General features: G+C 65.3%; 11 protein-coding genes. All 11 read right to left on the reverse strand.

Annotation, left to right across the window (positions count from 1 at the left end; translation table 11 throughout):
• Positions 1 to 24 precede the first annotated feature (24 nt).
• Complete coding sequence (locus tag A9O65_RS01835; RefSeq protein WP_064701195.1) at positions 25 to 432, reverse strand: type IV pilin protein; 408 nt, start codon at positions 430 to 432, stop codon at positions 25 to 27.
• Positions 433 to 575: 143 nt separating this feature from the next.
• Positions 576 to 1529, reverse strand: a complete 954-nt coding sequence (gene ispH / locus A9O65_RS01840; protein ID WP_064700193.1) for a 4-hydroxy-3-methylbut-2-enyl diphosphate reductase — start codon at positions 1527 to 1529, stop codon at positions 576 to 578.
• Between the two features lie 23 nt (positions 1530 to 1552).
• Entirely contained in the window at positions 1553 to 2014 is a 462-nt protein-coding gene (gene fkpB, locus A9O65_RS01845) for an FKBP-type peptidyl-prolyl cis-trans isomerase (protein ID WP_064700192.1), read from the reverse strand.
• Positions 2015 to 2037: 23 nt separating this feature from the next.
• On the reverse strand, positions 2038 to 2568 hold the full coding sequence (gene lspA / locus A9O65_RS01850) for a signal peptidase II (RefSeq protein ID WP_064701199.1): 531 nt from the start codon (positions 2566 to 2568) through the stop codon (positions 2038 to 2040).
• A 10-nt stretch (positions 2569 to 2578) separates the two neighbouring features.
• Positions 2579 to 5413, reverse strand: a complete 2835-nt coding sequence (gene ileS, locus A9O65_RS01855; RefSeq protein ID WP_175473467.1) for an isoleucine--tRNA ligase — start codon at positions 5411 to 5413, stop codon at positions 2579 to 2581.
• Between the two features lie 10 nt (positions 5414 to 5423).
• Entirely contained in the window at positions 5424 to 6455 is a 1032-nt protein-coding gene (gene ribF, locus A9O65_RS01860; protein ID WP_064701197.1) for a bifunctional riboflavin kinase/FAD synthetase, read from the reverse strand.
• 82 nt (positions 6456 to 6537) lie between these two features.
• The gene (murJ, locus tag A9O65_RS01865) at positions 6538 to 8061 is read right to left on the reverse strand and encodes a murein biosynthesis integral membrane protein MurJ (protein ID WP_064701200.1); all 1524 of its coding nucleotides are present in this window, start codon (positions 8059 to 8061) and stop codon (positions 6538 to 6540) included.
• Between the two features lie 343 nt (positions 8062 to 8404).
• Positions 8405 to 8671: a 30S ribosomal protein S20 gene (rpsT, locus tag A9O65_RS01870; protein WP_064700189.1), complete on the reverse strand. Its 267-nt coding sequence runs from the start codon at positions 8669 to 8671 to the stop codon at positions 8405 to 8407.
• Between the two features lie 213 nt (positions 8672 to 8884).
• Positions 8885 to 10024 (reverse strand): glutamate 5-kinase, encoded by a 1140-nt coding sequence (gene proB, locus A9O65_RS01875; protein WP_064700188.1) that lies wholly within the window; start codon positions 10022 to 10024, stop codon positions 8885 to 8887.
• Between the two features lie 210 nt (positions 10025 to 10234).
• The gene (gene cgtA / locus A9O65_RS01880) at positions 10235 to 11422 is read right to left on the reverse strand and encodes an Obg family GTPase CgtA (protein ID WP_064700187.1); all 1188 of its coding nucleotides are present in this window, start codon (positions 11420 to 11422) and stop codon (positions 10235 to 10237) included.
• An 85-nt stretch (positions 11423 to 11507) separates the two neighbouring features.
• The coding region (gene rpmA, locus A9O65_RS01885; RefSeq protein WP_064701198.1) for a 50S ribosomal protein L27 at positions 11508 to 11745 on the reverse strand (238 nt) is incomplete at its 5' end.

Here is an 11745-nt window from a genome sequence, read left to right on the forward strand (position 1 = left end):
CCACGCCTCCTCCCGCTCCCTGGCTTACCTGCACGCCTCGGGCAACGTCCGTCCCGTCGCGTCGAGCACCAGCACACGACAATCCGTCCTGACGGCCTCGCCCTCATGCGTGGCCGTCAGGCGATAGTGCGTCGAAGATAACGTGGTCGCGAGACGATAATGCCCTGCCTGCGAATGGCTCGGCAGGTCCGTGCAGGCATCATAGGAATGCGTACGGGTGCGGCAGCGCTCCAGACGCCCCGCCAGCGCCATGAGCGCCGACCGCCCATCCGCGACCCGCGCTTCGCCCAGCGCATCCTGATAGCGTGGATAGGCGATCCCGGCGAGTATGGCGATGATCGCCACCACGAGCATCAATTCGAGCAACGTGAAGCCGGCCTGTTCGCGACAGGCCTCGGAGCGGCGTAGACCGCGCGCCGTCGAGTGGCACATATCCCTTGGCCTCGGCGTGATGTCCTGCCCTCAATATGGACCAGGATGACGGTGTCCGGTAGCGTCCGAAGCATCTTGCCACGAAAAAGCCGGGCGACAGGCCCGGCTTCACGAAGGGAACATGACACTCGACCGAGCGAGGTCTATTCGCTGGCGATCACTCGCTCGCGAAGCTCGGTGGGCATGGAAAAGGTGATCGTCTCGGCACGTCCCTCGAGTTCTTCCGGCATCTCGGCCCCCAAGGCGCGCAGGCGCTCGATCACGCCCTGTACCAGCACTTCCGGTGCACTTGCGCCGGCGGTCACGCCCACCGTCTCGACATTTTCCAGCCAGGCAGCGTCGATCTGCTCGGCGTTGTCGATCAGGTAGGCCGGCGTGCCGACCCGCTCGGAAAGCTCGCGCAAGCGATTGGAGTTCGAGCTGTTGGGACTGCCCACCACCAGCAGCAGATCGCTCCCGGCGGCCAGTTCCCTCACGGCATCCTGACGATTCTGGGTGGCATAGCAGATGTCATCCTTGCGCGGGCCCTGGATCTCCGGGAAGCGGTCGCGCAGGGCGTCGATCACGCGAGCGGTGTCGTCCATCGACAGGGTCGTCTGGGTCACGAAGGCCAGCTGGCTCGGGTCCCGCACCTCGAGACGCGCCACGTCCTGCTCATCCTCCACCAGGTAGATCTGGCCTCCCTGGGAGGTGTCGTAGCGCCCCATGGTGCCTTCCACCTCGGGATGCCCCTGGTGGCCGATGAGAACGCACTCCTGCCCACGACGGGCATAGCGCAGTACCTCCATGTGCACCTTGGTGACCAGCGGGCAGGTCGCGTCGAAGACCCGCAAGCCACGACGCTCGGCTTCCTGCTGCACGGCACGGGAGACGCCGTGCGCCGAAAAGATGACGATCACGTCGTCGGGCACCTCATGCAGTTCCTCGACGAAGATCGCGCCGCGTTCGCGCAGGCTGTCGACCACGAAACGGTTGTGTACCACTTCATGGCGCACGTAGATCGGCGGGCCGAACACGTCCAGCGCCCGGTTGACGATCTCGATGGCACGATCGACACCGGCGCAGAAACCGCGGGGATTGGCCAGCTTGATTTGCATGGTTGCCTAGCCTCGGTGCTTGCCTAGTGGGTGGTAGCGGGCTGCACGTCCAGCACCTCTACTTCGAAGGTCAGGGTACGCCCGGCCAGGGGGTGATTGAAATCCACCTCGACCTGCTTGTCGCCGACCTGCTTGATGACCCCCGGCAACTCACCGCCGCCGACATCGGCGAAGGACATCACCATGCCCGTTTCGGGCGCCTCGTCGCCGAAGTCGTCCCGGGCGATCATCTGGACATTCTGGGGATTGTGCTGGCCGAAGGCATTCTCGGGCGCAATCTCGTAGCTGCCGTTCTCGCCGGCGCCGAGTCCCTTGAGAGGGCGCTCGAAGCCAGGCGGCAGGTTGCCGTCACCGACCTGGAAGGTGGCCGGCTGCTTGTCCCGGGTGGAATCGACCACGGTGCCATCCTCCAGCTTGAGGGTAAAATGCAGGGTAACCTGCATACCCTCGTCGATGCGATGGCCGTTCGCTTGTTGATCGCTCATGGATGCTCTCTTGCAGATGATGTTCAACGCCGTCGTCTGGCGCGGCGACGTTCGCCGAACAGCGACTCGACGATCAGCCCGATGGCGCCCAGGGTGATGCCGATGTCCGCCACATTGAAGGCCGGGTAGTACCAGCCGGCGAGGTGAAAGGACAGAAAATCCACCACATAACCATGCACCAGCCGATCATACAGGTTGCCCAGCGCCCCGCCGATGACCAGGGCAAGCGAGGCGCCGAGCATCTTTTCGTCGGCGCGCAGGCGCCGCATCCAGATGGTCAGCCCTACGCTCGCCGCCACGGCAATGGCCGCAAAGAACCATCGCTGCCAGCCGGGATGATCGGCCAGGAAGCTGAACGCCGCGCCGGTATTGTGCAGCAGCGTCAGGTTGAAGAACGGCAGGACCTCGAGCGGCCTGGCGTATTCCAGCAGGCTGGACGCCAAAGCCTTGGTGCCCAGGTCGACGACGATCACCGCCACGGCGAGCCACAGCCAACGCAACGGCTGTCGCATGGGAGCCGCCTTGGCTCCCTGCCGGGTGTCATGCTCTGGCATGCTGCCCACCTCACGCATAATGACGGGTCTCGCCGGGGCCTTCCGGCAGGTTGCTGATGCAGCGACCGCACAGGTCTTCATGACCGGCATGCTGGCCGACATCCTCGCGGTGGTGCCAGCAGCGCTCGCACTTGCGGTATTCGCTGGCCGCAACGGCTACCTTGAGCCCCCCAAGCTCGGTCGCCTCGGCGTCGCCGCCATCAGCCAGCGGGGCCAGGTGCACCTCGCTGGTCAGCATCACGAAGCGCAGCTCGTCGCCGAGACGGCTCAGCGTCTCCCGGAGCTCGTCGTCCACGTAAAGCGTCACTTCGGCGGCCAGGTTGCCCTTGATGACCTTGGCGTTGCGGGCATCTTCCAGGCACTTGTTGACGGCCTGCTTGACGTTGAGCACCCGCTCCCAGAACTCACGTCCCAGCTCGGCGCTCTCTTCCAGGGTGCCCAGGCCATCGTAATATTCCTCGAGCAGGACGCTGTCGCCCCGCTGGCCAGGGATATGCTCGTAGATCTCCTCGGCGGTGAAGCTGAGGATCGGCGCAATCCAGCGGACCAGCGCCTGGACGACGTGGTACAGCGCCGTCTGGGCGCTGCGTCGGGCCACCGAGTCCACCTGGGTGGTGTACTGGCGATCCTTGATCACATCCAGATAGAAACCGCCCAGTTCCCGGGCACAGAAGCCATGCACCTGCTGATAGACGTCGAGGAAGCGGTATTCCTCGTAGGCACGCTGGATGCGCGCCTGCAACTGGCCGGCGCGATCCACCACCCAGCGATCCAGCGCCAGCATGTCATCGAAGGCCAGGGCATCGCGCTCGGGGTCGAAGCCGTTGAGGTTGGCCAGCAGGAAGCGTGAGGTGTTGCGGATGCGTCGATAGACATCGGCGGTACGCTTGAGGATCTGGTCGGACACGGCCATCTCGCCGGAATAGTCGGTCGAGGCGACCCACAACCGCAGGATATCGGCCCCGAGCTTGTCCATCACATCCTGAGGCGCCACCACATTGCCCAGCGACTTGGACTGCTTGCGCCCCTTTTCGTCCACGGTGAAGCCATGGGTGAGAAGCTGGCGGTACGGCGGATGGCCGTCGATGGCCGATCCGGTGAGCAGCGAAGAGTGGAACCAGCCGCGGTGCTGATCCGACCCCTCGAGGTACAGATCGGCGCGCGGCCCCTGATCGTGCCCCATCGGGTGCGAGCCGCGCATCACATGACGATGCGTGGTGCCGGAATCGAACCAGACGTCCAGGGTATCGGTGACCTTCTCGTACTCGCCGGCCTCCTCGCCCAGCAGCTCGGCCGGATCGAGGCGGAACCAGGCGTCGATGCCCTCGCGCTCGACGCGCTTGGCGACCTCTTCCATCAGCTCGACGGTGCGCGGATGCAGCTCGCCGGTCCGCTGGTGCAGGAAGAAGGGAATCGGCACCCCCCAGTTGCGCTGGCGCGAGATGCACCAGTCCGGACGGTTGGCGATCATCGCATGCAGGCGCGCCTTGCCCCAGGCGGGCGTGAAGGCGGTCGACTCGACGCCGGCCAGGGCCTTGTCACGCAGGCTGAGACCGTCCTGACCGATCATGTCCATGCCCACGAACCACTGGGCCGTGGCCCGGTAGATCACCGGCGTCTTGTGGCGCCAGCAATGCATGTAGCTGTGGGTGATGGTGTGGTGGGCCAGCAGGGCATCGACTTCATCAAGCTTGGCGACGATCTGCAGGTTGGCCTTCCAGATCGACTGCCCACCGAAGAACGGCAGATCGTCCACATAGACGCCATCGCCCTTGACGACGCTGATGAAGTCATCGAATTCGATGCCGTAGCGACGGCAGGACTCGAAGTCGTCGACCCCGTGCACCGGCGCCGAGTGGACGATGCCGGTACTGCCCTCTTCGACTTCCACGTAGTCCGCCAGGAACACCGGCGCACGACGCTCATAGAACGGATGGGCGAACTCGATCAGCTCCAGCCGCTCGCCGGCGGCGGTGGCGATGATGTTGCCCTCGAGCCCGAACCGCTCCAGACAACTTTCCACCAGCTCCTCGGCCAGCAGCAGCAACCGCTCGCCCACGTCGACCAGGGCATAGGTGAACTCGGGATGTACATTCAGCGCCTGGTTGGCAGGGATGGTCCAGGGCGTGGTCGTCCAGATCACCACAGCGGTGGGCTTGGGCAGTTCGGTCAGCCCGAAGGCGGCGGCCAGCTTGTCGTCCTCGGCGCAGGGAAAGGCCACATCGATGGCATCGGACTGCTTGTCGGCATACTCGACTTCCGCCTCGGCCAGGGCCGAGCCGCAATCGAAGCACCAGTTGACCGGTTTGAGCCCCTTGAAGACGTAGCCCCCCTCGACCAGATCGGCCAGGGCACGGATCTCACCGGCTTCGTTGACGAAATCCATGGTGCGATAGGGACGTTCCCAATCACCGATCACCCCCAGGCGGATGAAACTCTCGCGCTGCCCGTCGATCTGCTCGGCGGCGTACTCGCGGCACAGCGCCCGGGCCTGCTCCGGCGCCAGGTGCTTGCCATGGGTCGTCTCGACCTTGTGCTCGATGGGCAGGCCATGACAGTCCCAGCCCGGCACATAGGGGGCGTCGAACCCCGCCAGGTTCTTGGACTTGACGATGATGTCCTTGAGGATCTTGTTGAGCGCGTGGCCGATGTGAATGCTGCCATTGGCATAGGGAGGGCCATCGTGCAGCACGAAGGACTCGCGCCCCCGACGCGCCTCGCGCAGGCGATGGTAGAGATCCATCTCCTGCCACTGGGCCACCCGAGCCGGCTCGCGCTTGGGCAGCATGCCGCGCATCGGGAATTCGGTTTCTGGCAGATTCAGAGTGTGCTTGTAGTCGCTCATATCCTGGGGGTCAGCCGTCATCATGGTCGGCGGGCAGTCCCGCCGAGGAGTCGGAAAACACGGCCTCGCGCGCCAGCGGCGCCGATGCCAGAGGTAGGGAATCTCCGGTCGCCGCCGTCTCGGCGAAGAAGCGTCGCGCGCGAGCCTGGTCGGCGCGGATCTGGGCCTTGAGGGCCTCGAGGCCATCGAATTTCATCTCGCCGCGCAACTTGGCGCAGGGCAGTACCGTCAATCGCTCGCCGTACAGGTCGTCGTCGAAATCAAACAGGTGCACTTCAAGCACCGGGCGCGAGCTCCCCACGGTAGGACGCCAGCCGATATTGGCCACGCCCTCGGCATGGCGCCCTCCCGGCAATTCGGCCTTGACCGCATACACGCCCTGCAAGGCCAGCGGATGCGGTGGCTGCGGCAGGTTGGCGGTGGGCACACCGATGGTCCGCCCGAGCTGGCGATCGCGCACCACCCGGCCACCGAGCCGATACGGCCGCCCCATCATGCGGGCAGCCTGATCGAAGTTGCCGGAAGCCAGCATGGTGCGCACCCGCGTGCTGGAGACACGCTCGCCATCCAGCAGGAAGGTCCGGGTATGCTCGACATCGAAGCCCGACCCGCTGCCGACCGTCTGCAGCAGCTCGAAATCGCCCCGCCGGTCACAGCCGAACCGAAAATCATCGCCCACTACCAAGTGACGCACGCCCAGCCCCTGCACCAGCACCTGCTCGATGAAGGCTCGGGCGGTCAGGCTGCGCAGGGCATCGTTGAAGGGCAGGCACAGCACGCGATCGGCGCCGTGCTCGGCCAGCAGCCGGACCTTGTCGCGCAGTCGCGTCAGCCGGGGCGGGGCCTGGTCTCCGGCAAAGAATTCCCTGGGCTGGGGCTCGAAGACCACTACCGTGGCCGGCAGCGACAACGAGCGCGAGCGCTCGAGCAGTTGATCGAGGATCGCCTGATGGCCGCGATGCACACCATCGAAATTGCCGATGGTCGCCACGCAGCCATGATGCTCGTCACGCAGATTGTGCAATCCTCGAATCACTTGCATGGGCTATTCGCGCAGAAAGTAAAGTGGTCGATTATAACGGACCGAGCGCCCCTTGACAGCCGCGCTGAACGTGGCCCCGTCCTCAACTTTTCATCCGGAAATGCCGGAGCCGCACCCCCGTCGCCGCCAGCCAGGCGAAATACACCGCCGCGCCACTCACCACCAGGAGCCCCATCCAGCCCACTCGCGTCATCAGCGACCAGCCGAGCCACTGGTGCCAGTCCGGCGACAGCCAGGCAAGCGCCACTCCCATCGCCACACAGCCACCCAGCAACTGCACCGCATAGCGTCCCCAGCCCGCCTGGAAGACCAGGATGCCTCGACGATACAGCAAGCCACCCAGCAGCCCGGCATTGAGAAACGCCGAAAGCGCCGTGGCCAACGCCAGCCCCGCATGCGCCAGCGGCCAGATCAGGATCAGGTTGAGGACCATGTTGGCAGCCATGGCGATCATTCCGATCGTGACCGGCGTCTTGGTATCCTGGCGGGCAAAGAACCCCGGCGCCAGCACCTTGATCAGCATGAAGGCCACCAGGCCCACGGCATAGGCACGCAGACTCATGGCCGCCATGTCGATGTCGTGATCGGTCATGGCGCCATAATAGAACAGGGTGATCAGCAATGGCTCGGCCAACACCACCAGCGCCAGAGCCGCCGGCAACCCCAGCAAGAGCACGGCACGAATCGCCCAGTCGAGCATGCGCGCAAAGTGCTCCCGGGACTGCTCGGCATGCCGCTTGGACAGCGCCGGCAGGATCACCGTGCCGATGGCCACCCCGAACACGCCCAGCGGCAGCTCCACGAGACGATCGGAATAGTACAGCCAGGACACGCTGCCGGCCGTCAGCAACGACGCCAGCACGGTATCCAGCAGCAGGTTGATCTGCGCCACCGAGACGCCGAACATCGCCGGCGCCATCAGCTTGAGAATGCGGCGCACGCCATCGTGGGCAAAATGAGGCCAGGGGCGCGGCAGCACGCCGAGACGGGCCAGGAACGGCACCTGAAAGATCAGTTGCATCGCCCCGGCGATCAGCACGCCCCAGGCCAGCGCCATCGCGGGCTCGCTCACCAGGGGCGTCAGCAACACCGCCGCGCCGATCAGCGACAGGTTGAGCAGCACCGGGGTGAAGGCCGGCACGGCGAATCGCCCCCAGGTATTGAGTACGCTGCCCGAGAAGGCCGTCAGCGAGATCAGCAACAAGTACGGAAAGGTCAGGCGCAGCATGTCGGCGGTGAGCGCCAGCTTCTCGGGGTCACGCGCAAACCCTGGCGCGAAGGCCCAGGCCAGCCAGGGGGCAGCCAGCATGGCCAGGGCGGTGATCAGCACCAGCACCGCCGCCAGACTGCCGGCCACGGCGTCGAGCAGCTCGCGCACCTCCTCCCGGGTACGCTGGGTGGCGTACTCCGACAGTACCGGCACGAAGGCCTGGTTGAACGCTCCCTCGGCGAACAGCCGGCGCAGGAAATTGGGCACCTTGAAGGCAACGAAGAAGGCATCCGCTCCCTGCCCCGCGCCGAACAGCGTGGCGATCACCATGTCCCGGGCCAGCCCCATCACCCGCGACAGCATGGTCATGCTGCTGACGACCATGCCCGAACGCATCAGCCCGCTTCGACGAGGCGCCACCTGGTGCGAAGCCCCCTCAGTGACCGCTGTCGTGGCATCGGATGTTTGCTCGGGATATTCCTGTCGATCGGTCACGGTGATTCCTTGCCAGGCCAGGTAAAGCGGACACCAGAAGCCGCCGGGAACGGTTGTGGACGTCGCACGGCAACGATCCTCGGGGCACCTGCCGGGAAGTGCCAGCACAAGAGACCGTCAGGCGCTATGCTTGAGGCCGCAACACGACGGCCCAACGGGTAGCCACAAAAAAACCGGCCGCAGCCGGTTCTTCGATGGGGCATTCGCGAAATGGTTCGCAAAGCCCCATGGGCGTCCGGCGCGCTTACGCTGCCAGGGCCTTGATACGCTTGTTGAGACGGCTCTTCAGGCGAGCGGCCTTCTTCTTGGAGATCACGTCCTTGTCGGCGATGCGGTCGATGACCGGCTGGGCCTGCTTGAAGGCATCCATCGCCTTGGCGTGATCACCGCCATTGACGGCCTTGATGACGTTCTTGACGTAGGTGCGAACCATGCTGCGCTGGCTGGCTTTCAGGACACGACGGCCTTCTGCCTGACGGGCGCGCTTGCGGGCTTGCTTAGTGTTAGCCACTGACTGTCTCCTTGGAGAAAGTTGTTACCGCCGCACTCGACGGTGTTCAATAACATTTTGATCCAACAGGGAAATAAAAAATCCCCGTCGGCCTGGCCATCCGGCCGACCGCGCAAGGTGGCGCAGTCGCTTACGGGCCGTGTCTGAGAGGATGGCGCATACTATCATGCCGCGCGACATCTTGCCAGGCTCGTCAAGGGGGAGCGCCCACCCTCAAATCACCACCAGGTTGTCGCGGTGAATCAACTCCGGCGATTCCATGTAGCCAAGAATCGCCTCGATGCGGTGGCTGGGCTGACCAAGCAGGCGACGGACTTCATCGACACCGTAATTGACCAGCCCCTTGGCCACCCGCTGCCCCTGCTCGTCGACGCACAACACCATGTCGCCACGCACAAAGTTGCCCGACACGCCTTTCACCCCCACCGGCAACAGGCTGGAGCCGCTGTCTCGCAGCTTCTTCACCGCGCCATCGTCCAGGGTCAGATTGCCGCGCACCTGGAGCTGGCCCGCCAACCAGCGCTTGCGCGCCGCCATGGGCGCACGCTCGGGCATGAGCAGGGTCCCCAGCCGTTCGCCTTCGACGAGTCGGCTCAACACCTCGCGCTGACGGCCGCTGGCAATCACCGTGACCGCCCCGGAACGCGCCGCCAGACGCGCTGCTCGCACCTTGGTCGACATGCCGCCCCGCCCCAGGGCACCGCTGCCCCCGGCCACTTCGGCCAGCCGAGGGTCGTCGGCGCGCCCCTCGGCAATCAGGCGAGCATTCGGGTCATGGCGAGGATCGGCATCGAAGAGGCCTTCCTGGTCGGTCAGAATGACCAGGGCGTCGGCTTCCAGCAGGTTGGCCACCAAGGCCCCTAGGGTGTCGTTGTCACCGAAGCGGATCTCGTCGGTGACAACGGTATCGTTCTCGTTGACCACCGGCACCACCCCCAGCTCGACCAGGGTGCGCAGCGCGGAGCGCGCATTGAGGTAACGCTTGCGATTGGAAAGGTCGTCATGAGTCAGCAGGACCTGGGCGGTGGTCAGCCCGTGGCGGGCGAAATGGCCCTCGTAGCACTCGGTCAGGCCGTTCTGCCCCACAGCGGCGGCGGCCTGCAGGGCGTGCACCTCGGAGGGACGGACCTGCCAACCGAGGCGCACCATGCCTGCCGCCACGGCGCCGGAAGACACCAGCACCACTTCGATACCACGACGATGCAGCTCAGCGATCTCGTCGACCCAGCCGCCGATGGCCGGCTCGTCGAGCCCCCGCCCGTCGTTGGTCAACAGGGCGCTGCCGATCTTCACCACCACACGTCGCATGCGCTTCAGCGCCTCGCGACCGGGTACTTGTTCGAGATCGTCCATCGGCTCCTTGGCTCCTCGGCTCAACCTTCTTTCCCCCTCGAGCTGGAAAACTGAGCAAGCAACGACCAGACGAGGCAAAAGCTGGCGACAAACCGGCAGGAGCCGATTTGGGCTGCTCTGCCGCTCGAAGAGCGGAGTCCGCTATTGCACACGAGCATCTTGAGCCTGCCTTTAACCCCACATGGTCGAGCGCAGCCAGTTCCTTACCCCTCAGGGCGCGTATTCGACCTCGACATCATAATCATCATCATCGAAGTCATCGTCGTCCTCGTCGGCTCGCTTGCGCTTACGACCCAGGCGAGACTCGGCACGCGCCACGGCCTCGTCGTCCATGCGACGGCGCATCTCGCGTTCGTGCTCGGCGGCCTCCTCGTCCTCGTTCTCCAGCCGACGCTGCTCGGTGAGCCAACGATGCACGGCCTGCACCAGGGCATCGGTCCCCTCGCCGCTGATCGCTGACAGCCGGAAGACAGGCCCCTGCCACGCCAGGCGCGTCACGATGTCGTCGACCGCGGCATCGCGCTCTTCCGCCGGCAGCAGGTCGAGCTTGTTGAGGACCAGCCAGCGCGGACGTTCGGCGAGCGCCGGCGAGAACTGCCCCAGTTCGTGAGCAATGGCCTGGGCGGCCGCCACCGGATCGCTCTCATCGAAGGGCGCGACATCGACCACATGCAGCAGCAGTCGCGTGCGCGTCAGGTGCTTGAGGAAACGCAACCCCAGGCCCGCGCCATCCGACGCCCCCTCGATCAGGCCCGGCACGTCGGCCATGACGAAATGCTCATGCTGGCCGAGCTTCACCACACCGAGGTTGGGCACCAGGGTGGTGAACGGGTAATTGGCCACCTTGGGCTTGGCCGCCGAGACCGAGCGGATCAGGGTCGACTTGCCGGCATTGGGCATGCCCAGCAGACCGACATCCGCCATCACCTTCATCTCGAAGCGCAGGTTGCGACGCTCGCCCTCGGTACCCGGCGTGGTACGCCGCGGCGCCCGGTTGGTCGAGGACTTGAAGTGAATGTTGCCGAGCCCGCGACGACCGCCCTGGGCGACGAGCACCACCTGCCCAGCCTCGGTCACATCGGCAATCACCTCGAGGGTGTCCTCGTCGATCACCGTGGTGCCCACCGGCACCTTGACGTGCAGGTCCTCGCCGGCGCGCCCGCTCATCTGCCGGCCCTGCCCCGGCTGGCCGTTCTGAGCCTTGTAGAAGCGCTGGTACTTGAAGTCGATGAGGGTATTCAGGGCGTCGTCACCGATCAGGTAGACACTGCCACCATGGCCACCATCGCCGCCATCGGGGCCGCCCTTGGGCACATACTTCTCGCGGCGAAAGCTCAGACAGCCATTGCCGCCCTTGCCGGCTTCCACGATGATCGAGGCTTCGTCGACGAACTGCATTGGTCATTCTCCCGGCGATCCATATCGCCATGATACAAGAAGGCCCCGCCATGGCGGGGCCTTCTCGCGACAGTTCGGGGCGGTCTCAGGCGGAGACGACGCTCACGAACTTGCGATTCTTCGGACCCTTGGTCTCGAACTTGACCACGCCCTCGTCCAGAGCGAACAGGGTGTAGTCCTTGCCGATCCCGACACCGGCGCCGGCATGGAACTTGGTGCCACGCTGACGGACGATGATGTTACCCGGGGAAACGGCCTGGCCGCCGAACAGCTTGACGCCGAGGCGCCTGGAGTCGCTGGCGCGGCCGTTACGGGTAGCGCCC

Origin of the sequence: Halomonas caseinilytica, assembly GCF_001662305.1 — a bacterium.
In the GTDB taxonomy this organism is placed as follows: domain Bacteria; phylum Pseudomonadota; class Gammaproteobacteria; order Pseudomonadales; family Halomonadaceae; genus Halomonas; species Halomonas caseinilytica.

Bases quoted from the DNA above. Each gene is read 5' to 3' on its own strand.
- A9O65_RS01835 (WP_064701195.1), bottom strand. From the start codon at position 432: ATGTGCCACTCGACGGCGCGCGGTCTACGCCGCTCCGAGGCCTGTCGC.
- ispH (WP_064700193.1), bottom strand. From the start codon at position 1,529: ATGCAAATCAAGCTGGCCAATCCCCGCGGTTTCTGCGCCGGTGTCGAT.
- fkpB (WP_064700192.1), bottom strand. From the start codon at position 2,014: ATGAGCGATCAACAAGCGAACGGCCATCGCATCGACGAGGGTATGCAG.
- lspA (WP_064701199.1), bottom strand. From the start codon at position 2,568: ATGCCAGAGCATGACACCCGGCAGGGAGCCAAGGCGGCTCCCATGCGA.
- ileS (WP_175473467.1), bottom strand. From the start codon at position 5,413: ATGAGCGACTACAAGCACACTCTGAATCTGCCAGAAACCGAATTCCCG.
- ribF (WP_064701197.1), bottom strand. From the start codon at position 6,455: ATGCAAGTGATTCGAGGATTGCACAATCTGCGTGACGAGCATCATGGC.
- murJ (WP_064701200.1), bottom strand. From the start codon at position 8,061: ATGCGTTCGGGCATGGTCGTCAGCAGCATGACCATGCTGTCGCGGGTG.
- proB (WP_064700188.1), bottom strand. From the start codon at position 10,024: ATGGACGATCTCGAACAAGTACCCGGTCGCGAGGCGCTGAAGCGCATG.
- cgtA (WP_064700187.1), bottom strand. From the start codon at position 11,422: ATGCAGTTCGTCGACGAAGCCTCGATCATCGTGGAAGCCGGCAAGGGC.